Annotated in this window: 22 protein-coding genes; all 22 read left to right on the top strand. The window is 69.6% G+C overall.

Annotated elements, in window-relative coordinates:
- Window positions 1–328: 328 nt before the first annotated feature.
- On the top strand, window positions 329–2452 hold the full coding sequence (rho, locus tag ACSDR0_RS11080; RefSeq protein ID WP_435288678.1) for a transcription termination factor Rho: 2124 nt from the start codon (window positions 329–331) through the stop codon (window positions 2450–2452).
- Between the two features lie 332 nt (window positions 2453–2784).
- Complete coding sequence (locus tag ACSDR0_RS11075) at window positions 2785–4104, top strand: sensor histidine kinase (RefSeq protein WP_435288677.1); 1320 nt, start codon at window positions 2785–2787, stop codon at window positions 4102–4104.
- A 13-nt stretch (window positions 4105–4117) separates the two neighbouring features.
- Window positions 4118–4762 (top strand): response regulator transcription factor, encoded by a 645-nt coding sequence (locus tag ACSDR0_RS11070; protein WP_435288782.1) that lies wholly within the window; start codon window positions 4118–4120, stop codon window positions 4760–4762.
- A 299-nt stretch (window positions 4763–5061) separates the two neighbouring features.
- Window positions 5062–5280 (top strand): 50S ribosomal protein L31, encoded by a 219-nt coding sequence (gene rpmE / locus ACSDR0_RS11065; protein WP_344744661.1) that lies wholly within the window; start codon window positions 5062–5064, stop codon window positions 5278–5280.
- 102 nt (window positions 5281–5382) lie between these two features.
- Window positions 5383–6435, top strand: coding sequence for a peptide chain release factor 1 (gene prfA, locus ACSDR0_RS11060; RefSeq protein WP_435288676.1), 1053 nt, complete (start codon window positions 5383–5385; stop codon window positions 6433–6435).
- A 9-nt stretch (window positions 6436–6444) separates the two neighbouring features.
- Window positions 6445–7299 (top strand): peptide chain release factor N(5)-glutamine methyltransferase, encoded by an 855-nt coding sequence (prmC, locus tag ACSDR0_RS11055; protein ID WP_435288675.1) that lies wholly within the window; start codon window positions 6445–6447, stop codon window positions 7297–7299.
- 10 nt (window positions 7300–7309) lie between these two features.
- Window positions 7310–7975 (top strand): L-threonylcarbamoyladenylate synthase, encoded by a 666-nt coding sequence (locus tag ACSDR0_RS11050; protein WP_435288674.1) that lies wholly within the window; start codon window positions 7310–7312, stop codon window positions 7973–7975.
- 109 nt (window positions 7976–8084) lie between these two features.
- Complete coding sequence (locus ACSDR0_RS11045; protein ID WP_435288673.1) at window positions 8085–10649, top strand: hypothetical protein; 2565 nt, start codon at window positions 8085–8087, stop codon at window positions 10647–10649.
- A 132-nt stretch (window positions 10650–10781) separates the two neighbouring features.
- Window positions 10782–11162 carry a hypothetical protein gene (locus tag ACSDR0_RS11040; protein ID WP_435288672.1) on the top strand — a complete coding sequence of 127 codons (381 nt, stop codon included), beginning with the start codon at window positions 10782–10784 and terminating at the stop codon, window positions 11160–11162.
- Window positions 11163–11286: 124 nt separating this feature from the next.
- On the top strand, window positions 11287–12552 hold the full coding sequence (gene glyA, locus ACSDR0_RS11035; protein ID WP_435288671.1) for a serine hydroxymethyltransferase: 1266 nt from the start codon (window positions 11287–11289) through the stop codon (window positions 12550–12552).
- A gap of 58 nt (window positions 12553–12610) precedes the next feature.
- The gene (locus ACSDR0_RS11030) at window positions 12611–13960 is read left to right on the top strand and encodes a glycosyltransferase family 4 protein (protein ID WP_435288670.1); all 1350 of its coding nucleotides are present in this window, start codon (window positions 12611–12613) and stop codon (window positions 13958–13960) included.
- Between the two features lie 152 nt (window positions 13961–14112).
- The gene (locus ACSDR0_RS11025; protein WP_435288669.1) at window positions 14113–14538 is read left to right on the top strand and encodes a hypothetical protein; all 426 of its coding nucleotides are present in this window, start codon (window positions 14113–14115) and stop codon (window positions 14536–14538) included.
- 78 nt (window positions 14539–14616) lie between these two features.
- Window positions 14617–14832 carry an AtpZ/AtpI family protein gene (locus ACSDR0_RS11020; protein ID WP_350973492.1) on the top strand — a complete coding sequence of 72 codons (216 nt, stop codon included), beginning with the start codon at window positions 14617–14619 and terminating at the stop codon, window positions 14830–14832.
- A 67-nt stretch (window positions 14833–14899) separates the two neighbouring features.
- The gene (atpB, locus tag ACSDR0_RS11015; protein ID WP_435288668.1) at window positions 14900–15691 is read left to right on the top strand and encodes a F0F1 ATP synthase subunit A; all 792 of its coding nucleotides are present in this window, start codon (window positions 14900–14902) and stop codon (window positions 15689–15691) included.
- 78 nt (window positions 15692–15769) lie between these two features.
- Entirely contained in the window at window positions 15770–15997 is a 228-nt protein-coding gene (gene atpE / locus ACSDR0_RS11010; RefSeq protein WP_030906562.1) for an ATP synthase F0 subunit C, read from the top strand.
- Window positions 15998–16031: 34 nt separating this feature from the next.
- Window positions 16032–16580 (top strand): F0F1 ATP synthase subunit B, encoded by a 549-nt coding sequence (locus ACSDR0_RS11005; protein WP_435288667.1) that lies wholly within the window; start codon window positions 16032–16034, stop codon window positions 16578–16580.
- Between the two features lie 46 nt (window positions 16581–16626).
- The gene (locus ACSDR0_RS11000) at window positions 16627–17436 is read left to right on the top strand and encodes a F0F1 ATP synthase subunit delta (RefSeq protein ID WP_435288666.1); all 810 of its coding nucleotides are present in this window, start codon (window positions 16627–16629) and stop codon (window positions 17434–17436) included.
- A 23-nt stretch (window positions 17437–17459) separates the two neighbouring features.
- Window positions 17460–19109 (top strand): F0F1 ATP synthase subunit alpha, encoded by a 1650-nt coding sequence (gene atpA, locus ACSDR0_RS10995; protein WP_435288665.1) that lies wholly within the window; start codon window positions 17460–17462, stop codon window positions 19107–19109.
- 3 nt (window positions 19110–19112) lie between these two features.
- Window positions 19113–20012 (top strand): F0F1 ATP synthase subunit gamma, encoded by a 900-nt coding sequence (locus ACSDR0_RS10990; RefSeq protein WP_435288664.1) that lies wholly within the window; start codon window positions 19113–19115, stop codon window positions 20010–20012.
- A gap of 1 nt (window position 20013) precedes the next feature.
- On the top strand, window positions 20014–21441 hold the full coding sequence (gene atpD / locus ACSDR0_RS10985; RefSeq protein ID WP_350973502.1) for a F0F1 ATP synthase subunit beta: 1428 nt from the start codon (window positions 20014–20016) through the stop codon (window positions 21439–21441).
- Between the two features lie 68 nt (window positions 21442–21509).
- Window positions 21510–21917 carry a F0F1 ATP synthase subunit epsilon gene (locus ACSDR0_RS10980; RefSeq protein ID WP_435288663.1) on the top strand — a complete coding sequence of 136 codons (408 nt, stop codon included), beginning with the start codon at window positions 21510–21512 and terminating at the stop codon, window positions 21915–21917.
- A gap of 44 nt (window positions 21918–21961) precedes the next feature.
- Window positions 21962–22372: a DUF2550 domain-containing protein gene (locus tag ACSDR0_RS10975; RefSeq protein ID WP_435288662.1), complete on the top strand. Its 411-nt coding sequence runs from the start codon at window positions 21962–21964 to the stop codon at window positions 22370–22372.
- The last annotated feature ends 55 nt before the right edge of the window (window positions 22373–22427 follow it).

Genomic DNA, 22427 nt, shown 5'->3' with positions numbered 1-22427 from the left:
CAGTGGCCTCCCCGAATCCGTCGCCTCCGAGATGCTCCATATTTCGGTTGGGGCAACGAGAAGCGGCGTTTTAGGGGACATGCGCGTTCGATCTACCTCGACATCTGGTTGCCGGTAGCAATCCGGGGGGTGTCCTCCAAGTCCCACCGTCGGCGATTCTCGATGGTGACGGCCTGGATTCGCCCTTCTCCGACAGTGGCGGCGGCTCTCCATGGGCCGTCGAGGATCGCGACGTGCAACCCGACCCGGTCTGTCCCACCGGGTCGATCGCACCACCGGGACGATTGGCTGATCATGGCCACGCCCGACCCCTGGGAAGGACCCATTAGTGAGCGACACCACCGAACTCCTCTCCGACGTCACCGGCACGGCGCCGACGTCCGGCGACACCCCCACCCGCCCCGCGGCCAAGCCGCGCCGTCGCTCCGGCACCGGCCTTTCCGCCATGGTGCTGCCTGAGCTGCAGGCAATGGCCTCCGGCCTTGGCATCAGCGGGACCGGGCGGATGCGCAAGAGCCAGTTGATCGCGGCCATCCAGGAGAAGCAGGGCGTCTCCACCGAGAGCGCCCAGGCTCCCGCCGCCGTCAAGGAGACTCCGGCCGTGGCCGCCCCGGCCGTCGTGGCCGAGCCGGTCGCCGAGCGTCCGGCGCGCACCCGCAGGGAACGTTCCCGCCCCGTCGTGGCCGCCGAGCCCGTCGTGGAGCAGGCACCCCCGGCTCCCGCCCCCGAGCCCGTGGCCGCCGCCGTCGTCGCGCCCGAGCCCGTCGTGGAGCAGCAGACCATCGACACCGCCCCGGCCGAGGGCCGCGGCGAGCGCGGCGAGAGCCGTCGCGAGCGCGGCGAGCGTCGTGGCCGCAACAGCGAGCGCGGCGAGCGGGGCAACGATCGCCGCGAGCGCGGTGAGCGGGGCGACAACCGCTCCGACAGCCGGACTGACAGCCGGACTGACAGCCGGACCGACAGCCGGACTGACAGCCGTGCCGACCAGCGGGCCGCCGACGCGGGCCAGAGCCGCGGTGAGCGTCTCAACGACCGTGGCGACCGCCTCAACGACCGCGGTGAGCGGTCCGGCGAGCGCGGTGACCGTGGCGAGCGCGGTGACCGTCTCAACGACCGCGGTGACCGCCTCAACGAGCGCGCCGACCGTGGCGAGCGTGGCGACCGGGGCCCGCAGAACCGGGGCCCGCAGGACCGTGGCGACCAGCACGGCGTGGGCGACGACGACGACCGTCGTGGCCGCCGCGGCCGGTTCCGCGAGCGCAACCGCCGTGGCCGCGAGCGCTTCGACAGCAACGAGCCCGTGGTGGGCGACGACGACGTCCTGATCCCGATCGCCGGAATCCTGGACATCCTCGACAACTACGCGTTCGTCAGGACCAGCGGTTACCTGCCGGGTTCCAACGACGTCTACGTCTCGCTGGCCCAGATCCGCCGTAACGGCCTGCGCAAGGGTGACGTCGTCACCGGCGCCGTCCGCCAGCCCCGCGACGGTGAGCGCCGCGAGAAGTTCAACGCGCTCGTCCGCCTCGACACGGTCAACGGCATGGACCCGGAGCAGGCGCGGCAGCGGCCCGACTTCAACAAGCTCGTCCCGCTGTACCCGCAGGAGCGCCTGCGCCTGGAGACCGAGCCGAACATCCTGACCACCAGGATCATCGACATGGTGGCGCCGATCGGCAAGGGCCAGCGTGGTCTCATCGTCTCCCCGCCCAAGGCGGGCAAGACGATGGTGCTCCAGTCGATCGCCAACGCGATCACCCGGAACAACCCCGAGTGCCACCTGATGGTCGTCCTGGTGGACGAGCGTCCGGAAGAGGTCACCGACATGCAGCGGTCGGTGAAGGGCGAGGTCATCCACTCGACCTTCGACCGTCCGGCCGAGGACCACACCACGGTCGCCGAGCTCGCCATCGAGCGCGCCAAGCGCCTGGTGGAGCTCGGCCACGACGTGGTCGTGCTGCTCGACTCGATCACCCGTCTGGGCCGCGCCTACAACCTGGCGGCCCCGGCCTCCGGCCGCATCCTGTCCGGTGGTGTCGACTCCACCGCGCTCTACCCGCCGAAGCGTTTCTTCGGCGCCGCCCGCAACATCGAGAACGGCGGCTCGCTGACGATCCTCGCCACCGCGCTGGTCGAGACCGGCTCCAAGATGGACGAGGTCATCTTCGAGGAGTTCAAGGGCACGGGCAACCTGGAGCTCAAGCTCAACCGGCAGCTCGCCGACAAGCGGATCTTCCCCGCGGTGGACGTCGACGCGTCCGGCACCCGTAAGGAGGAGATCCTCATGGGCAAGGACGAGCTCCAGATCACCTGGAAGCTCCGCCGCGTGCTGCACGCCCTGGACATGCAGCAGGCCCTTGAGCTTCTCCTGGAGAAGATGAGGGAGACCAAGTCCAACGCGGAGTTCCTGCTCCAGGTGCAGAAGACGACGGTCAGCTCCGAGCGCGACTGATCATCCGCCGTACGTCGAACGCCCCGGCCCCTCCGGCCGGGGCGTTCGCGTTTCCCAAGTCCCTTGTGTGACCCCGTACTTCGAGATATCCCTACTTCAGGGTCCCTTTTCCCTCGCGGCCCCTGGCCCGCTCCGGCGATGATCGCGGCGCGTGGACGGCGGGCGAGGGGGCGGTACGCGAAGACGGACGGCACGCCGAGACGGACGGCACGCGAGGGGCGGCGGGGACGGCTGAGAACAACGGAAACAACGGAAACAACGGGAACGACGGCGGCGACGGCGGCGACGGCGACACGGATGGCGAGGACGGGCATCGGCGGCGAAGGAGGCGCATGACGGCCGAGACACTGGGAGGCACGACCGCGGTCAGGACGCCGCTCAGGCGACGCGTGCCACTGGGGCCGAACGGTCCCCTGGGCATGCTCGTCGACCCGATGACCTGGCGGGCCGTCCCCTACCTGCTGGTGAGCATGTTCTACGGCCTCGCCTGCTTCGCGTTCCTCGCGGCCGTGATCCCGGCCTCCCTGGTGATGGTGATCGTGTGGATCGGGCTGCCGCTGCTCGCCCTGACCATGCTGGCCTGGCGGGGCGCCGCGATGCTGGAGCGCCGGTTCCTGCGGCTGGCCTTCGGCGTCGACATCCCCAGCCCGTACCGGCCCTCCGAGGGCGACAACCTGTTCCTGCGCTGGAAGGACATGTTCGTCGACCCCGCCACCTGGAAGGACCTGCTCTATCTCCTGCTGCTGCTGCCGATCGGGATCGCGGAGTTCACCGTCTCGGCGGTCCTGTGGATCCTCGGGCTGGGCCTGACGGTCGCGCCGCTGCCCCTGCTGCTGGCGGGGCAGCCGATGACGCCCATCGACGGGCTGCCGATCGACAGCGGGCCGAGGGTGCTGCTGTGCGCGCTGGTCGGGGCCGGCTTCCTCCTCGCGGCCCTCTACGCGACCCGGGGAATGGCCTGGCTGCACGGCATGCTCGGCGTCGCCCTGCTGGGGACGAGCGAGAAGAACCGGCTGGCCGCCCGCGCCGCCCACCTGCGGGCCAGCCGGGCCCGCGGGGTGGACGCGGCCGAGGCCGAGCGGCGCAGGATCGAACGGGACCTGCACGACGGCGCTCAGCAGCGGCTGCTGTCCGTGGCCATGGACCTGGGCCGGGCCCAGGCCAAGCTGGACTCCGACCCCGAGGTGGCCAGGGAGCTTCTGGCCCAGGCGCACCAGGGGACCAAGGCCGCCATCGCCGAGCTGCGCGACCTCGCCAGGGGCATCTACCCGGCGATCCTCACCGACAGGGGGCTGGGCGCGGCCCTGTCGTCGCTCGCCGCGCGCGCGCCCGTGCGGGTGGACCTGTCGGTGGAGGTCTCCCACCGGCCCCCGCCCGCGGTGGAGAGCATCGCGTACTTCGTCGTGGCCGAGTGTCTGAGCAACCTGGCCAAGCACTCCGAGGCCACCGAGGCGTTCATCCGGGTCAGCCGCCGGGAGCAGCGGGTGATCGTCGAGGTCTACGACAACGGGGTCGGCGCCGCCGTGCCGCGGCCGGGCAGCGGCCTCGCCGGGCTGGCCGACCGGGCGGCGACCATCGACGGCACCCTGACCGTCGACAGCCCCCTGGGCGGCCCCACGATGATCAGGGCGGAGTTGCCCTGCGAATGGTGAAGACGTGAGACCCATGCGGGTGGTGATCGCCGAAGACTCGGTGCTGTTGCGCGAGGGGCTGGCCAGGCTGCTCGCCGACGGGGGCATCGAGACCGTGGGGGTGGCGGGTGACGGCCCCGGTCTGGTGACGGTGGTCGACGAGCACGATCCGGACCTGGCCGTCGTCGACGTACGGATGCCGCCGACCCACACCGACGAGGGACTGCGTGCCGCCCTGGAGGCCAGGGCCCGGCGGCCCGGGCTGCCGATCCTCGTCCTGTCGCAGTACGTCGAGGAGCAGTACGCCACGGAGCTGATCGGCGGCGGCGCCGCGGCGGTCGGCTACCTGCTCAAGGAGCGGATAGCGGACGTGGCCGAGTTCCTCGACGCCGTACGCCGGGTGGCGGCCGGGGGGACGGTCATCGACCCCGAGGTGATCGGGCAGCTCCTGAGCCGCCAGCGCAGGGGCGATCCCCTGGAGTCCCTGACCGCCAGGGAGAGCGAGGTCCTGGCCCTGATGGCGGAGGGGCGCTCCAACACCGCGGTCGCCGGGCGGATGCTCGTCACCGAGGGGGCCGTGGAGAAGCACATCTCCAGCATTTTCGGCAAACTCGGGCTGGAGCCCGCCGCCGACGATCACCGCCGGGTCCTCGCCGTGCTGGCGTACCTGGGAAGGTGACGGCCTGGAGCCCCTGATTTTCCGGGGAGGTCCCGGGGTGCCGGTTCTCCCGCGGATGTCGCGCCCGGCGAGGCCGGGAGGGGCCCGGTGAGCACGATGTGTCCGGTCTGGAGAGGCAGGTCACCGGGGCGGGGGAATGTCTTGTGGCCTGGGATGGTTGGAGGATCTGGCACACTGGTAGCCGAACCGTAGCGGTTCCGGTTCCCGCCCGCGCGCACCCCGGTGTGCTCAGCGCGCAAGCCCCCACAGGCGAGAGACAGTGGCGACCCGGCGACCGCGTTTTGGAGAGGAAAAACGACATGAAGCCCGATATTCACCCGGAGTACAACGCCACTCAGGTGACCTGCACCTGTGGTAACTCCTTCACCACCCGCAGCACCGCCAAGAACGGCGTGATCCACGCCGACGTGTGCTCCGCCTGCCACCCCTTCTACACGGGCAAGCAGAAGATCCTGGACACCGGCGGCCGGGTGGCGCGCTTCGAGAAGCGCTTCGGCAAGAAGCCCGCGGGCCAGTAGCTCTCATCCCGGCGCCGGCTCGGAGAACCCCCTGCGGGGTGCCCGGGTCGGCGTTCGTGGTGATGAGGCAGGCTTACAAGGGCTTTCAAGGAAGGACGCACGGTGAACCTCGACGAGCTGCTCAGTGAGTACGCCGAGCTGGAACTCAAGCTCGCCGACCCCTCCGTGCACGCCGACCAGAAGCAGGCGCGCACCTTCGGCAGGCGCTACGCCGAGCTGACCCCGATCGTCACCACCTACCGCGAGCTGGAGGGCGTCCAGTCCGACCTCGGCACGGCGAGGGAGCTGGCGTCGGAGGACGAGGGGTTCGCCGAGGAGGCCAAGGAGCTGGAGGCCCGGGTTCCCAAGCTGGAGGACAAGCTCAGGCACCTGCTCGTCCCGCGCGATCCCAACGATGACAAGGACATCATCATGGAGATCAAGGCGGGCGAGGGCGGCGAGGAGTCCGCCCTGTTCGCCGGAGACCTCCTTCGGATGTATCTGCGGTACGCCGAGCGGATCGGCTGGAAGACCGAGATGATCGACGCCACTCACTCCGACCTCGGCGGTTACAAGGACGTCACGATCGCCCTGAAGGCCAGGGGCGACGAGGGCGTCTGGTCGAGGCTCAAGTTCGAGGGCGGCGTGCACCGCGTCCAGCGGGTCCCGGTCACCGAGTCCCAGGGGCGCATCCACACCAGTGCCGCCGGGGTGCTCGTCTACCCGGAGGCCGAGGATGTCGACGTCCAGATCGACCCGAACGATCTCCGCATCGACGTCTTCCGCTCCAGCGGTCCCGGCGGTCAGAGCGTCAACACCACCGACTCGGCCGTGCGGATCACGCACGTCCCGACAGGTGTCGTCGCCTCCTGCCAGAACGAGAAGAGCCAGCTCCAGAACAAGGAGTCGGCCATGCGCATCCTGCGGGCCCGCCTGCAGGCGATCGCCGAGGAGGAGGCCAACGCCGCCGCCATGGCCGAGCGCAAGTCCCAGATCCGCACGGTCGACCGCTCCGAGCGCATCCGCACCTACAACTTCCCCGAGAACCGCATCTCCGATCACCGTGTCGGTTTCAAGGCCTACAACCTCGACCAGGTGCTCGACGGAGATCTCACGGCCGTCATCCAGTCCCTGCTCGACGCCGAGATGGCGGAGAAGCTCGCCGCCCATTCATAGAACGCGCCCATGACCTTTCTGCTGGACGAGATCGCCCTCGCCACCGCCCGGCTCGCCGAGGCAGGTGTGCCGTCGCCGCGCACCGACGCCGAGGAGATCGCCGCGTGTGTGCACGGCGTGCGCCGCGGCGAGCTGCACATGGTGAAGGACTCCGACTTCGACGCCCTGTTCTGGGAGGGCGTCGCCCGCAGGGAGTCCCGCGAGCCGCTCCAGCACATCACCGGGCGGGCCTACTTCCGCTACCTGTCCCTGGAGGTCGGGCCCGGCGTGTTCGTCCCGCGTCCGGAGACCGAGATCGTGGCGGGCTGGGCGATCGACCGGCTGCGGGAGATGGACGTCGCCTCGCCCGTGGTCGTGGATCTCGGTACCGGCTCGGCCGCCATCGCGCTGTCGATCGCCCAGGAGGTCGCGCTGGCCACCGTGCACGCGGTCGAGGTCGATCCCGGCGCCTACACCTGGGCCAAGCGCAACATCATCGAGCACGGCCAGGGCCGCGTCCACCTGCACCCGGAGGATCTGGCCGACGCCCTCTCCGAGCTGGACGGCCAGGTCGACCTGGTGATCTCCAACCCGCCCTACATCCCGCCGGGCGCGATCCCCCGCGACCCCGAGGTCCGCGACTACGACCCGCACCGCGCGTTGTACGGGTCGGGCAGCGACGGCCTCGACGAGGTCAGGGCGGTCGAGAGGACCGCCAGGCGGCTGCTGCGGCCCGGAGGGTTCGTCGCCGTGGAGCACGCCGACCAGCAGGGCACCCCGGTCTATCTGATCTTCTCCGAGGAGAACGGCTGGCGCGACGTCCGCAGCCGCCAGGATCTGACACGCCGGGACCGCTTCGTCACAGCCAGATTCGGCCAGGAATAGGATGCACGCCGTGAGCCGACGTTATGACTGCATGAATGCCGAGCAGCGAGCCGCGGGCCTGATCGAGGCCGCGTCCGCCCTCCAGCGGGGGGAGCTCGTGGTGCTCCCGACCGACACCGTCTACGGTGTCGGCGCCGACGCCTTCACGCCCGCCGCGGTCACCGCCCTGCTGGAGGCCAAGGGGCGTGGCCGTGACATGCCGGTGCCCGTGCTGGTCGGGACCGTCCGGGCCGCCAACGCCCTGGTGGAGAACCTCGGCCCGTACGGCCAGGATCTCGTCGACGCCTTCTGGCCGGGCCCGCTCACGCTGATCTGCCGCGCGAACCGGTCGCTGTCGTGGGATCTCGGCGACGCCAAGGGCACCGTCGCCATCCGGATGCCGCTGCACGCGGTCGCCCTGGACCTGCTCAAGGAGACCGGCCCGCTGGCCGTCTCCAGCGCCAACCGCTCCGGTGCCCCCGCCGCCACCACCGCCGCCGACGCGGAGAAGCAGCTCGGTGACTCGGTGTCGGTCTATCTCGACGCGGGGCCGTGCGAGAGCGACGTCCCCTCGACGATCCTCGACCTGACCACCGCGGTGCCCAGGCTGCTGCGGCGCGGGGCGATCAGCGTGGAGAAGCTGCGCGGTGTGATCGGCTACGTCGCGACGGACACGGGCCCGGAGGCCGACAACTGACCAGCGCATGCACGGCATATGCCGTGATCCATGCCATCTGATTATCACCGTGACGCCGGGCTGTCTCCCCGGTACCTTGAAGTGGGCCGACACTTCCTGGGAGACGTCCATGGGCAAGTTCGAAGGAATGGACCCCAAGCTGGTCCGCGACCTGTTGTCCGAGGTGCAGCGGGCCGCCGAGCAGATGCGGAACGTCGAGGGCAAGGTCACCCAGCTGATGAGCGGGGCGGGCCTGTCCTCCCAGTCGACCCACAGACCCGTCCAGATCGCCGACGCGTGCGACGTGATGGTCCGTGACGTCTCCGCCCGCGTGGCGCTGCTGGAGAAGAAGGTCAACCAGAACGCGACGGCACCCCCCACCGAGCCGAAGGCCGGGGACACGAAGCCGGAGACGGGTTCCCAGGGCGAGGGAGCCAAGCCGGACACGGACTCTCAGAACGGCGCGAAGCCCGAGACGGGCTCGCAGAACGGTGCGAAGCCCGAGACCCCGAAGGCGGACGACCTCACTCCGGCCGTCGGGGCGGACGACAAGCCCCGCGTCGGCGACCAGTCGGCCGAGACCACGCAGCGCGACGATCCCAAGGACTCCTCGAAGCCCGAGACCAAGCCCGAGGTCAAGCCCGACGCCCCGAAGGGTGACGAGGCCAAGCCGGAGGCGGGTTCCAAGGGCGACGAGACCTCCCCGCGCGACGATCGGGACGATCGGAAGGAGACGCCGAAGCCCGAGGCGTCCGGAGCCGACGACCGGAAGCCGGAAACGGGTTCGAAAGCCGACGAGACCTCCCCTCGCGAGGGGGAGAAGGCCAAAGAGACCGCCAAGCCGACCGAGACCGCACCGCGCGAGGCTCCCAGGCCCGATCCCACGCCGGAGCCTCCGAGGGCCGAGGAGCCACGGCCCGAGCCCCCAAGAGCCGAGGAACCACGGCCTGAGGCTCCCAGGCCCGATCCCACGCCGGAGCCTCCGAGGGCCGAGGAACCACGGCCCGAGCCTCCCGGCCAGGACCCCGTGCCGGAGACCCCGCGGGGCGATTCCGTGCCCGAGCCTGAGGCTTACACCCCGGATTCCCAGCCCGTGCCGGACGCGCCGGGGGCCGAGGACACGCGGCCCGAGGCGCCCGCGCCGGATCGCGTCCCGGAGGTCCCGAACACCGAGGGCGCGCTCGTGCCGGGGACGCCGAACGCCGAGGGCGCACCCGGGCAGGATTCCCAGCCCGCGCCGGACGTCCCGAGGGCCGACGACGCGCGGCCGGAGACGCCGAGGGTCGAGGATCTGAAGCCCGCGGTCCCCGGACCGGGGGAGAACCCGCAGGGCGGGGGGCAGCCGGTCGACACCGCGCCGCGCGAGACGCCCGACGTCCCGCGTACGCCCGAGGCTCCCACCCCGGACACCACCCCCGCGCCCGGGACGCCGCAGGGGGACTCCACGCCCGCGCCGGAGCCGCCCAGGGCCGACGACACGCGGCCGGAGATCGTCAACGCGGACGACACGACGCCGCGCGGGCAGGATTCGACCGGCACCGCGCCCGTGAACGACTCCGACGCCAAGGGCGACACGGGTTCCAAGGGCGACGAGACGACCCCGCGCGGCGATTCCACGGGCAACGCGCCCGACGCCAAGGGCGACACCGGCTCCAAGGGCGACGAGACGACCCCGCGCGGGGATTCCATGGGCGACGCGCCCGCGAACGACCCCGACGCCAAGGGCGACGCCGGTTCGAAGGGCGACGAGCGCTCGCCCAGGCAGGAGGGCGGCTCGTCCGGCGGCGAGATCCTCGACACCCCCAGGAAGGATCACCCCGACGACATCGACCAGAGCGGCGACTCCAAGGCGAGGATCGTCGAGGTCGACGGCGTGAAGGTGCTCCAGATCCCGCTCGACGCGCCCACGGCGGCCGAGGTCGACGAGCTGCTGAAGAACATCGAGGACATCCCGCCCCTGGAGATGCCCACGATCGACGGCGTCTCCGGCACCGCGGGGCAGCCCGGCTGGGTCGAGCCGCACGGCCCGCTCGATTCCGCCAGGCCCGCGTACCCGCTCCTCGACACCGCCGGCCCGACCACGGACCAGACCGTCCAGCCGCCGGGCACCGGCGGCGACACCAGCCCTCAGTCCACCCAGTCCCCTCAGTCCACCGGTACGACCTCCGGCGAGCCCGCCGCGCCCCGGCCCGCCGATGTGACGCAGGGGGATCCCACTCCCCGGCCCGCCGGGACGGCCTCGGGTGAGCCCGCGATCCAGACGGCGGGCACGACCTCGGGTGAGGCGGCCACCCGGCCCGCCGGGGCGCCGGTGCCGTCCGTCGGCGACGCGGTCTCCGGTGAGGCGCGGGGCGCCGAGGGTGTCTCCGGGCAGGCGGCCGGGGCGGCTCCCGGGGGTGTGGCCGCGGAGCCGGCCGCGCAGGCGGACGGAGGTTCGGCCGCCCGGTGGGCGAACGACGGCAGTGACGTCGTCACCGCCGAGGCGAGGCCGCTCGACCTCGACGCGCTCAAGACGCTCGCCGACAACGCCCGCGAGATCGAACCGCTGGAGATGCCGGGTGTGAGCGTGCCCGACGGGGAGACGTGGGGGGAGGGCGCCTGGGTGCCCATGGACATCCGGCCCGACGGCCCGGCGGGCGACGTGGAGCCGGGCGACCCGCTGCGGCCGATCCCGCCCCCGGGCGGCGGCCGGTGACCGTCGTGGCGCGGGCGCGAGGCCGGACCTGCCGGAGACCGTGAGCGCCGGGAGCGCGAGGCGGTGGGGTACGAGGCAGTGAGCAAGTGAGCAGGAGGCAGGGAGCGTGTCAGCGAGGGTGAGGAGCCTGTGATGTTCGTGGATCCACCCGCACCGCAGCCGCTGCAGCCGGGGGAGACCCCTCCGGCCTCGGCCAACGCCGGTCTGCCGTCCCCGGACGCCGTCACGTCGTGGGAGTTCAACCCCGACTACCAGCGGCTGGTGATGATGTGGAGGCAGGTGCTCCCCGTGCTCGACACGCTGACCGCCAGCCTGGACAAGGCCTACCAGCTCGCCAGGAGCAGGGACGTCTGGGACGCCCCCGTCTCCGGCCGCTACGTCGAGGACATGACGGAGTGGCGCACCCGTCTGGGCCTCTACCGGCAGGCGATCCTGACGTCGATCAGCGACCAGGCGGCCGACACGCCGAGGTGGGTGCCGGTCAACGCCGGAGCCCCGCACGCGTTCTCGTGAGGCGGGTCTTTCCCCGGCGGCACTTCGCGACACGCCTTCCCGGGGCTGCGCGTCCCTGACGTGGGATAACCGGGGAGGGCGGGCTTACAGTGGGGGGTGAGTCGTCGTCTTCGGGGTGTGAGCCATGGGCGCAGAACCGTACTACGGGCCGGATTTCGGTCTCCTGCAGCGCGAGGACCCCGAGATCGCGAGCGTGCTTCTCGACGAGCTCGACCGGCTCCGCGGGGGCGTCCAGCTGATCGCGAGTGAGAACTTCGCCTCGCCCGCCGTGCTCGCCGCCCTCGGCTCGACGCTCACCAACAAGTACGCCGAGGGCTACCCCGGCAGGCGTTACTACGCCGGATGCGAGGTCGTCGACCGGGCCGAGCGGCTCGCGATCGACCGGGCCAAGCGGCTGTTCGGCGCCGAGCACGTCAACGTGCAGTCCCATTCCGGCGCCTCGGCGAACCTGGCGGCCTACGCGGCCCTGCTCCAGCCGGGCGACACCGTGCTGGCGATGGAGCTGTCGCACGGCGGCCACCTCACGCACGGCTCCAAGGTCAACTTCTCGGGACGCTGGTTCGACGTCGTGGCCTACGGCGTGCGCAGGGACACCGAGCTGATCGACTACGACGAGGTCAGGGAGCTGGCGCTGCGGCACCAGCCCAAGATGATCATCTGTGGCGCCACCGCGTACTCCCGGGAGATCGACTTCGCCGCCTTCCGGGGGATCGCCGACGAGGTGGGCGCCTGGCTGCTCGCCGACGTCGCGCACACCGTCGGCCTGATGGCCGGGCGGGCCCTGCCGTCCGCGGTGCCGTACGCGGACGTGGTGACCTTCACCACGCACAAGGCGCTACGCGGTCCGAGGGGCGGCGGGATCATGTGCACGGGGGAGCTGGGGCCCAGGATCGACCGGGCGGTCTTCCCGTTCTCGCAGGGCGGCCCGCTCATGCACGCGGTGGCGGCCAAGGCGGTGGCGTTCGGCGAGGCGCTGCGGCCGGAGTTCGCGGAGTACGCGCGCCGGGTGGTGGCCAACGCCCAGGTGCTGGCCGACGCGCTGGCCGCCGAGGGCATGCGGCCCGTCTCCGGGGGCACCGACAGCCATCTGGCGCTGATCGACCTGCGCGACGTCGGGATCTCCGGCGCGGTGGCCGAGCAGCGGTGCCAGGCGGCCGGGATCACGCTGAACCGCAACGCGATCCCGTACGACCCGGAGCCGCCCACGGTGACGTCCGGGATCCGGGTCGGCACCCCCTGCGTGACGACCCAGGGGATGGGGCCGGAGGAGATGAAGGAAGTGGCCTCGATGGTGGCACAGGTCATCCGCAACCCTGACGCGACGGGTGAGATACGGGAGCGCGTCGCGGTGCTGACGAGAACCCATCAGATATATCCCAGCGAACTATGAGCTGTTCTGTGTCGTTTTCCGGTCACAGGTGGCCGGACTATCCGCGAAACTAGGTTCCGTGCGCGAATACCTCCTCATGGCACTCGTCGCGGCCGCGGTGACGTACCTGCTGGTTCCGCTGGTCCGCGTTTTCGCCGTTCGCATCGGTGCCATGCCCGAGGTTCGCGATCGTGACGTTCACACCACGCCGACGCCCAGGCTCGGCGGCCTGGCGATGTACGGCGGTCTCGTCGCCGGTCTGCTGATCGCCGCCGAGCTGCCCTACGCGGGGAGCAAGCTGGCCGAGGGCCAGGGAAAGACCGTGATCGCGCTGATCGCCGCGGGTGGCCTGATCACGCTGACGGGCTTCCTGGACGACTGGCTGGGGATGGACGCCCTCGTCAAGCTCGCCGGGCAGATCGGCGCCGCGGGGGTGCTCGTCACCTTCGGTGTCAGCCTGCCGTGGCTCCCGCTGCCGACCGCGCTGGGCGGGCAGACCATCCTCGACTCGACGCTGAGCCCGCTGATCACGATCCTGATCGTGGTCGTCATGATCAACGCCGTCAACTTCGTCGACGGGCTCGACGGGCTGGCCGCGGGGATCGTCGGCATCGCCGCCATGGCCACGTGGACGTACTCGGTGGCCCTGTCCAAGGACTACGGCGATACCAGCATCAACGCGACGGCGGCCATCGCCTCGGTGCTCATCGGGGTCTGCCTGGGCTTCCTGCCGCACAACTTCCACCCGGCGAAGATCTTCATGGGCGACACGGGGGCGATGCTGATCGGCCTGGTCCTCGCCTCCACGATGATCCTGGTCACGCCGCTCGACTCCAGCAGCATCAACCGCTTCCCGGTCATCCTTCCCCTCCTCGTGCCGGTCGCGATCCTGGTGCTCCCGCTGCTGGATCTGATCATGGCGGTGATCCGGCGCACGTCCAACGGCCTGTCGCCGTTCTCACCCGACCGGGGCCATCTGCACCATCGGCTGCTGGACATCGGCCACTCGCACCGCCGCAGCGTCATGATCATGTACGCGTGGACCTTCCTGTTCGCCTTCGCGGTCGTGGCGCTGTCCATCGAGGGCGTCCCGCTCATCCTGTTCCCGCTGACCGTGCTGCTCGCCATCGGCGTGCTGGTGATGATGGCGCTGCCCCGCTGGCGCGCCCGCCGCGACCTCGGCGGGGCCGAGGGGCGTGGCGGGCTCGATCCCGCCGCTCCCACGGATCCCGCGGGCCCCGCGGAGGGGCCGGGGCGGCAGGCGCGCCCCGGCGAGCAGCCGCCGGGCCGGGTCAGGCCCCATCCGTACCCCTCGGAGGCGCCGGGGGCCCGTCCGGGCGGCGACGACACGACCATCCTGCCGGTGCGGCCCGACCTGTCACTCAGCGCTCCCCGGCAGGGTTTCTCAAACCCTGAGACGCCGCTTTGAGCGGCTTTACCCGGCTCCTTGATCGTTCACTTGAAACGGCAGGTAAAGGCGCTCTTCGTTGAGCTTGTGATAGCTTTCACTAGCAGATGGTGAACCTGCTTAGACCTGCAAGGTAGCAATCGCTCGCTTGATAACAGTCACTTGGAGTGCCGATGCTGGCCAACGACGCGCGCCTTCTGAAGGGGGCTGCGATACCCACGGTGCTGGTGGGACTGATCGTGATCCTCGTCGCGGCGCTGTTGGCCGGAGCCAAGGGGGCGCTCGGAGCCGCGATCGGCACCGTGGTCGTCGGTGTCTTCTTCACCCTCGGCATCGTGGCCGTCTCGTACGCGAGCCGTGTGTCGCCCATGATGATGATGACCGCCGCGGTGCTGAGCTACGCGGTGAAGATTCTCGTGATCATGGCTCTGCTCAAGACCTTCGAGGACGCCACCGCGTTCGAGCCCAAGGCCTTCGGGTGGGCGGCCATCGCGTGCACGATCGCCTGGACGGTCGGCGAGATGCGCGGCTTCATGAAACTCAAAATGCTCTACGTCGACCCCGACGCCCGGATTCCAGGTCAGGGCGATTCGCGATGAGGCGTATGATCTCGCTGGCGGTTCGGGCCCTGCCCGATATGACTAGTCCTCACCGCGACTGCTATCGTCATGCCCGCGATGAGCGAAAAGAAAATCCGGCCCGAAGACGACGGCCGCGACTTCGCCAGCGCCGCCTGGTCGATTCCCAGCTATCTCCTCTCCGGGATGATCCTGTACGGCGGTGCGGGCTGGTTGCTGTCCAAGTGGACTGGCGTGGTCGCCTTCACCCCGATCGGATTGATCCTCGGGGTCGCTCTATCCGTCTACTTGGTCTACCGGAAGTACGGTCGCTAGCCTCCGGCGGCGGTCGCTTCGCTGACGAAGCCATTTCGATCAACTACCACGCTGAAGGGAACGCCGCGTGAGCACGCTGACGCTCCTCGCTCCCGGGGACGAGTTCACGCCTCCGGGACTCGAACTCTTCGACGCCGTCCCGATCGTCTCGGGCGTCGCCTGGTTCACGAAGCCGGTGCTGCTGGCCCTGTTGAGCACGGTCATTGTCATCGGCTTCTGCTGGTCGGCCTTCGGCAACCCGAAGCTGGTGCCTCGGGGCGTGCAGAACGTCGGCGAGATGGGTTACATGTTCGTCCGCGACCAGGTCGCCCGGCCGTTCCTCGGTAAGGACGCCGACCGGTGGATGGGCCTGCTGCTCAGCATGTTCTTCCTGGTCTGGGTCTGGAACCTGATGGGCGTCGTGCCCTTCCTGCAGTTCCCGGTGGCCTCGCACATCGCCTTCCCGATCGTGCTGGCCCTCAGTGTCTACGTCCTGAAGATCTACCTGGGCGTCAAGCACCAGGGCGCGATCGGCTACTTCAAGAACATGATGTTCCCCCCGGGGTTGCCCAAGCCGATCTACGTGCTGCTGGCCCCGATCGAGCTTCTCTCCAACATGATCATCGCGCCCTTCACCCACGCGGTGCGACTGTTCGCCAACATGTTCGCCGGCCACATCATCCTGGCCTTCTTCAGCCTCGTCGGCTTCTGGTTCCTCTTCGAGAAGCTCACCCCGCTGGGCGCTCCGCTCGGCGTGATCGGTGTGATCATGACGATCGCGATGACGGGCTTCGAGATGTTCATCCAGTTCCTGCAGGCGTTCCTCTTCGCGATGCTCGCCGCGATGTACATCGGCAACTCGCTCCACGCCGAACACTAGACACACAGACCTCCCTCGAATATCCAGACCGGTGACCTTTCACCGGCCGACCTGTAAAGGAAACACAACACCATGGCAATGGGAATCCTCGCTGAGGTCACCGGCTCCCTCGGTTCCATTGGTTACGGCCTCGCCGCGATCGGCCCCGGCATCGGCGTCGGCATCATCTTCGGTCAGGGTGTGCAGGCCATCGCCCGCCAGCCCGAGGCCTACGGCCTGATCCGCCAGAACATGCTGCTCGGCTTCGTCCTCACCGAGGCGCTGGCCCTCATCGGCCTTGTCGCGCCGTTCATGTTCGGTCAGTAAGACGCAGGAAAACCTCTGACGGAAGGCTGCACAAATGATTCAGGCAGCTTCGCTCCTGGCGGCGGAGGAGGGGGCTAATCCCCTCCTCCCGCACACCTACGAGCTTGTCGTCGGCGGCTTCGCCTTCTTCGTCGTCCTTTTCGTCGTCGGTAAGATCCTCACCCCGCGCATCCAGAAGACCCTGGTCGAGCGGACCGATGCGATCGAAGGCGGCATCAAGCGAGCCGAGGACGCGCAGGCCGAGGCCCAGGCGCTGCTCAAGCAGTACAAGGACCAGCTCGCCGAGGCCCGTCACGAAGCCTCACGGCTGCGTGAGGAGGCTCGCGAGCAGGGCGCGCAGATCAAGGCCGAACTCCGCGAGGAGGCTCAGGCCGAGGCCCGCCGCCTGGTCGAGGCCGCCCACCTGCAGATCGAGGCCGACCGCCAGCAGGCGTTCGCCCAGCTCCGTACGGAGCTCGGCCGCCTGTCGATCGAGCTGGCCGGTCGCATCGTCGGCGAGTCCCTGGAAGACGAGACGCGCCAGCGCCGTACCGTCGACAGGTTCCTTGAGGAACTCGAGTCGAGCAGCGCGGCGGTCCGCTGATGACGCGGCGAACCAGGCGTGACGCGCGAGTGTCGGTGAACGGCCGATGAGGGGCCTGAGCAGGACCTCGCTGGCCGAGGTCGAAGAGCGCTTCAACGCCGTCGCGGGAAGCGCGGACCTCGGCACGCTGGCCGAGGAGCTTTTCTCGGTCGCCGACCTGCTGGATCGCGAACACGGGCTCCGCCGCAACCTCTCCGACCCCGCCCGCCCCGCGGCCCAGAAGGCGCAGGTCGTACGGGTGCTGCTGGAGGGCAAGGTCAGCGACGCCGCACTGGAGACGGTCGCCGCGGCCGTGTCCGCGAAGTGGGCGCGCTCGCGTGACCTGGCCGACGCCCTGGAGCGCCTCGGCGTCATCGCGGCCGCGGCCGAGGCCGAGGCACAGGGCAGGCTCGACGACGTCGAGGACGAGCTTTTCCGGTTCGGGCGCATCGTCGCCTCGAACCTGGAGCTTTACCGGACCTTGACGGCGCCGGCGGCACCCGAGCAGGCCAAGCGGGAGCTTCTGAACTCCCTCCTGGCCGAGAAGGTCGCCCCCACCACCCTGCGCCTGGTCACGCAACCCGTGCTGCATCCGCGAGGACGTAGCCTGGAGAGCGGGCTTGAGGAGTTCGGCAAGCTGGTCGCCGCCCAGCGGCAGCGCCTCGTCGCGGTGGTGCGCAGCGCCGTCGCGCTCTCAGAGGGGCAGAAGCAGCGTCTCGCCACGTGGCTGCGCACCTCGTACGGCCGCGACGTTCATCTGAACGTCGAGGTGGATCCGCGGGTGCTGGGAGGGTTCTCGGTTCGCATCGGGGACGATCTCATCGACACCACCATCGCGGGACGAATCGAAGAAGTCCGCCGCCGGTTGGCCGGCTAGGCGAATAGGGAGACTGAAGAGAGATGGCGGAGCTTACGATCCGGCCGGACGAGATCCGGGACGCACTTGAGCGCTTCGTCCAGGCGTACGAGCCGGAAGGTGCCGCGCGCGAGGAGATCGGGACCGTCGTCGACTGCGGCGACGGTATCGCCCATGTCTCCGGCCTTCCCTCGGCGATGGCGAACGAACTGCTTGAGTTCGAGGACGGCACGCGTGGCCTGGCACTGAACCTGGACGTCCGGGAGATCGGTGTCGTTGTTCTGGGCGACTTCAGCAAGATCGAGGAGGGCCAGTCGGTCCGCCGGACGGGCGAGGTCCTGTCCGTGCCGGTCGGCGACGGCTTCCTCGGCCGAGTGGTCGACCCGCTGGGCGTCCCCCTGGACGGCAAGGGCGCCATCGAGTCCGAGAGCCTCCGCGCCCTCGAACTCCAGGCCCCCTCGGTGGTCCAGCGCCAGCCGGTGAAGGAGCCGCTGCAGACCGGTCTCAAGGCGGTCGACGCCATGACGCCGATCGGCCGTGGCCAGCGCCAGCTGATCATCGGTGACCGTGGCACGGGCAAGACCGCCGTCGCCGTGGACACCATCCTCAACCAGCGGGAGAACTGGCTCTCCGGCGACCCCGACAAGCAGGTTCTCTGCGTCTACGTCGCGGTCGGCCAGAAGGGCTCCACGATCGCCCAGGTCAAGGGCCGCCTCGAGGAGGCGGGCGCGATGGAGTACACCACCATCGTCGCCGCTCCGGCGTCCGACCCGGCCGGTTACAAGTACCTCGCGCCCTACACCGGCTCGGCCATCGGCCAGCACTGGATGTACCAGGGCAAGCACGTCCTCATCGTCTTCGACGACCTGACCAAGCAGGCCGACGCCTACCGCGCCGTCTCCCTGCTGCTGCGCCGCCCGCCGGGCCGCGAGGCCTTCCCTGGCGACGTCTTCTACTTGCACTCCCGCCTCCTTGAGCGTTGCGCGAAGCTGTCCAAGGACATGGGTTCCGGCTCGATGACCGGTCTGCCGATCATCGAGACGAAGGGCAACGACGTCTCGGCGTTCATCCCCACCAACGTCATCTCCATCACCGACGGCCAGTGCTTCCTCGAGACCGACCTGTTCAACGCGGGTGTGCGTCCGGCCATCAACGTCGGTGTCTCCGTCTCCCGAGTCGGCGGCTCCGCGCAGATCAAGGCGATGAAGAAGGTCGCCGGCACGCTGCGCCTGTCGCTGTCGCAGTTCCGTGACCTGGAGGCGTTCGCCTCCTTCGCCTCCGACCTGGACGCGGCCTCCCGTGCCCAGCTGGAGCGCGGCCAGCGCCTGGTCGAGCTGCTCAAGCAGGCCCAGTACAGCCCGTTCCCGGTCGAGAAGCAGGTCGTCTCGGTCTGGGCCGGCACCACGGGCCAGCTCGACGACGTCCCGGTCGAGGACATCCGCCGCTTCGAGACGGAGTTCCTCGACTACCTGGGCCGCAACCACAAGGGCATCTTCGACGGCATCCGCGAGACCCGCGACCTGCCGGACGACACGGTGACCGCCCTCAAGGACGCCATCACCGAGTTCAAGAAGAGCTTCGAGACCTCCTCCGGTGAATACCTGGTCAACGACGAGCCGGTCGCCGCGCTCGGCGAGGGCGAGGTCGGCCAGGAGAAGATCACGAAGCAAGTCCGCACGGCAGAGAAGAAGTAGCCGATGGGTGCCCAGCTAAGACTGCTGCGGCGGCGGATCAAGTCGGTCAAGTCCACGGCGAAGATCACCCGCGCCCAGGAGCTCATCGCCTCGTCGCGCATCGTCAAGGCGCAGCAGCGGATGCAGGCCGCGGTGCCGTACGAGCGCGAGATCACTCGCGCCGTCACGGGCGTGGTCAGCAACACCTCCACCACCGACCACCCGCTGACGGTGGCCAAGGAGCAGCCCACCAGGGCCGCCGTCCTGATCGTCACCAGCGACAGCGGTTTCTGCGGCGGCTTCAACGCCAACATCCTGCGTGAGGCGGAGGCGCTCGGCAACCTGCTCCGGGGCAGGGGCGTCGAGCCCGTGCCCTTCGTGACGGGCCGCAAGGGCGTCGCCTGGCACACCTTCCGCCACCGTGAGATGGGCGGGCAGTGGACGGGGTTCTCCCGTAAGCCCGCCTACTCCGACGCCAAGAAGATCGCCGGCGCCCTGATCGAGGCCTTCTCGGCCGAGGAGGGGCTCGACGAGATCCACATCGTCTCCACCGAGTTCGTCTCGATGCTGACGCAGGAGGTCGTGGTCAAGCGGATCCTTCCGCTGGTGGTCGAGGAGACCACGGAGCAGCCCGACACGCCGCTGCCGTACTTCGAGTTCGAGCCCACCGCGGGCGAGGTCCTCGACACGCTGCTGCCGCGCTACGTGGAGTCGCGCATCTTCACCGCGCTGCTCCAGTCGGCGGCCTCAGAGGAAGCCTCGCGCCGCCGGGCCATGAAGTCGGCCACCGACAACGCCAACGAGCTCATCCGCGTGTTCACCCAGCGGATGAACCAGGTCCGCCAGGCCGAGATCACCCAGGAAATCAGCGAGATCGTCGGTGGCGCGAACGCGCTGGCCGACTCCGCAGCGGGGAAAGAGTGAAATGACTGCACAGACTGTTGAGACCGGCGTGGGCCGCGTCGCGCGGGTCACCGGTCCCGTCGTCGACGTGGAGTTCCCCGTCGAGGCGATGCCCGAGATCTACAATGCCCTCAAGGTCGACGTCGAGCTTCAGGGCGAGGCCAAGGTCCTGACCCTGGAGGTCGCCCAGCACCTGGGTGACAACCTCGTTCGCGCCATCTCCATGCAGCCCACCGACGGCCTCACCCGTGGCGCCCCGGTGACCGACACCGGCGCGGCCATCTCGGTCCCCGTCGGCGACGTCGTCAAGGGCCACGTGTGGAGCACCCTCGGTGAGTCGCTGGACGTCGAGACCTCGTCGCTCCAGATCAACGAGCGCTGGGGCATCCACCGCCCGTCGCCCGCCTTCGACACGCTCGAGTCGCGCACCGAGATGCTGACCACCGGCATCAAGGTCATCGACCTGCTCACCCCGTACGTGCAGGGCGGCAAGATCGGCCTGTTCGGCGGCGCGGGCGTGGGCAAGACCGTTCTGATCCAGGAGATGATCCGCCGGGTCGCCCGCAACTTCGGTGGCACCTCGGTGTTCGCCGGGGTCGGCGAGCGCACCCGTGAGGGCAACGACCTCTGGCTGGAGATGGAGGAGGCGAACGTCCTCAAGGACACCGCCCTCGTCTTCGGCCAGATGGACGAGCCCCCGGGCACCCGTCTTCGCGTCGCGCTCTCCGCCCTGACCATGGCGGAGTACTTCCGTGACGTCCAGAAGCAGGACGTGCTGCTGTTCATCGACAACATCTTCCGGTTCACCCAGGCCGGTTCCGAGGTGTCCACCCTGCTCGGCCGCATGCCGTCCGCGGTGGGTTACCAGCCGACCCTGGCCGACGAGATGGGTGTCCTTCAGGAGCGCATCACCTCGACCCGCGGTCACTCGATCACCTCCATGCAGGCGATCTACGTCCCCGCGGACGACATCACCGACCCGGCCCCGCACAACGCGTTCGCGCACCTCGACGCGCAGACCGTTCTCTCGCGGCCGATCTCGGAGAAGGGCATCTACCCCGCGGTGGACCCGCTCGACTCCACCTCGCGGATCCTCGACCCGCTGATCGTCGGCGAGGAGCACTACCGCGTGGCCCAGGAGACGAAGCGGATCCTGCAGAAGTACAAGGAACTGCAGGACATCATCGCGATCCTCGGTATCGACGAGCTCTCGGAAGAGGACAAGGTCACCGTCAACCGGGCCCGTCGCATCGAGCGCTTCCTGTCCCACCCGATGTACGCCGCCGAGGCGTTCACCGGTCAGCCCGGTGAGAACGTCCCGCTGGACGAGACCATCGCCTCGTTCAAGGGCCTGTGCGCCGGCGACTACGACCACCTGCCCGAGCAGGCGTTCTTCATGGTCGGCGGCATCGACCAGGCCGTGGCCAAGGCCAAGGAACTCGCCCGCTAGTCGCCTTCGGCGCCGGTACGGTCCAACGGCCGTGCCGGCGCCTGGTTCGATAAGGAACTGGAGAGAAAGTGGCGAAGCTGCGAGTAGGCGTCGTCTCCCCGGAGCGCGAGATCTGGTCCGGTGAGGCCGACATGGTGATTGCCAAGACCGTCGACGGCGAGATCGGTATCATGCCTAAGCACGCACCCGTGCTCGGCGTTCTCGTCGAGGGCGGCCTGCTGAAGATCAAGCGAGGCAACGGCGAAGCCGACCTCGTCGCCGCCGTCCACGGAGGTTTCCTCTCGGTGGCCGACGACGAGGTGTCGATTCTGGCCGAGCTGGCCGAGCTGGGTTCCGAGGTCGACGTCGCACGGGCGAAGACCGCGCTGGAGCGGGCTCAGGCTTCGGTCGAGGCCAACCAGGAAGACGCGGACGCGGCCGCCGAGGCCAAGCGTGCCAAGGCCCGGTTGCGCGCGGCCGGGGAAGAAGTCGGATAAATTCTGCTTCTTAGGCTGTACGCGCTTTTGGGGGGCGAGCAGACATGGTGGTGGATGTTCTCATCGTGCTGGGGCTGCTCGTCGCCCTCCTGGGAATCAGGGTTCTGGCACTGACCCGCTCCCGGGGATCGGTGCTGTGTTGCCTGCGCTCCCTGTCGAAGGAGCGAGGCTGGCGGGTCGGTGTGGCCCGCTACGCCGACGGCCACCTCAACTGGATCCCGCTCATAGGTCTGCTCCCAAGGCCGCGCCACGTCATCGTGAGGCGCGGCCTTGTCGTTTCCGGGCGTCGCAAGGTCGGGTCCGGTGAGTTCTTCGGGTTCATCGAGGGCGTGACGGCGCTGGAGTGCCGCAACGGGCAGGACGCCTTCGAGCTCGCCATGGGTTATCGCGCCCTGACCGGTTTCGTCGCCTGGCTGGAGTCGGCCCCGCCCAGCGCCTACCTCGACGTCGCCTGAGCCCTCCCCGCCTGGCTGGAGTAGGCCATGTCCAGGGCCTACCTCGACGTCGCCT

Origin of the sequence: Streptosporangium sp. G11 (assembly GCF_051192615.1) — a bacterium.
Lineage (GTDB): Bacteria > Actinomycetota > Actinomycetes > Streptosporangiales > Streptosporangiaceae > Streptosporangium.
Note: the sequence above shows the minus strand (reverse complement) of the source record. Positions and strands in the feature narration are given on the sequence as shown.

Bases quoted from the DNA above. Each gene is read 5' to 3' on its own strand.
- ACSDR0_RS11025 (WP_435288669.1), top strand. From the start codon at position 14,113: ATGCTGGCCAACGACGCGCGCCTTCTGAAGGGGGCTGCGATACCCACG.
- atpE (WP_030906562.1), top strand. From the start codon at position 15,770: ATGGGAATCCTCGCTGAGGTCACCGGCTCCCTCGGTTCCATTGGTTAC.
- rpmE (WP_344744661.1), top strand. From the start codon at position 5,062: ATGAAGCCCGATATTCACCCGGAGTACAACGCCACTCAGGTGACCTGC.
- ACSDR0_RS11070 (WP_435288782.1), top strand. From the start codon at position 4,118: ATGCGGGTGGTGATCGCCGAAGACTCGGTGCTGTTGCGCGAGGGGCTG.
- atpD (WP_350973502.1), top strand. From the start codon at position 20,014: ATGACTGCACAGACTGTTGAGACCGGCGTGGGCCGCGTCGCGCGGGTC.
- ACSDR0_RS11020 (WP_350973492.1), top strand. From the start codon at position 14,617: ATGAGCGAAAAGAAAATCCGGCCCGAAGACGACGGCCGCGACTTCGCC.
- ACSDR0_RS11005 (WP_435288667.1), top strand. From the start codon at position 16,032: ATGATTCAGGCAGCTTCGCTCCTGGCGGCGGAGGAGGGGGCTAATCCC.
- glyA (WP_435288671.1), top strand. From the start codon at position 11,287: ATGGGCGCAGAACCGTACTACGGGCCGGATTTCGGTCTCCTGCAGCGC.
- ACSDR0_RS11000 (WP_435288666.1), top strand. From the start codon at position 16,627: ATGAGGGGCCTGAGCAGGACCTCGCTGGCCGAGGTCGAAGAGCGCTTC.
- prmC (WP_435288675.1), top strand. From the start codon at position 6,445: ATGACCTTTCTGCTGGACGAGATCGCCCTCGCCACCGCCCGGCTCGCC.
- ACSDR0_RS11045 (WP_435288673.1), top strand. From the start codon at position 8,085: ATGGGCAAGTTCGAAGGAATGGACCCCAAGCTGGTCCGCGACCTGTTG.
- ACSDR0_RS10975 (WP_435288662.1), top strand. From the start codon at position 21,962: ATGGTGGTGGATGTTCTCATCGTGCTGGGGCTGCTCGTCGCCCTCCTG.
- ACSDR0_RS10990 (WP_435288664.1), top strand. From the start codon at position 19,113: ATGGGTGCCCAGCTAAGACTGCTGCGGCGGCGGATCAAGTCGGTCAAG.
- atpA (WP_435288665.1), top strand. From the start codon at position 17,460: ATGGCGGAGCTTACGATCCGGCCGGACGAGATCCGGGACGCACTTGAG.
- ACSDR0_RS11075 (WP_435288677.1), top strand. From the start codon at position 2,785: ATGACGGCCGAGACACTGGGAGGCACGACCGCGGTCAGGACGCCGCTC.
- ACSDR0_RS11040 (WP_435288672.1), top strand. From the start codon at position 10,782: ATGTTCGTGGATCCACCCGCACCGCAGCCGCTGCAGCCGGGGGAGACC.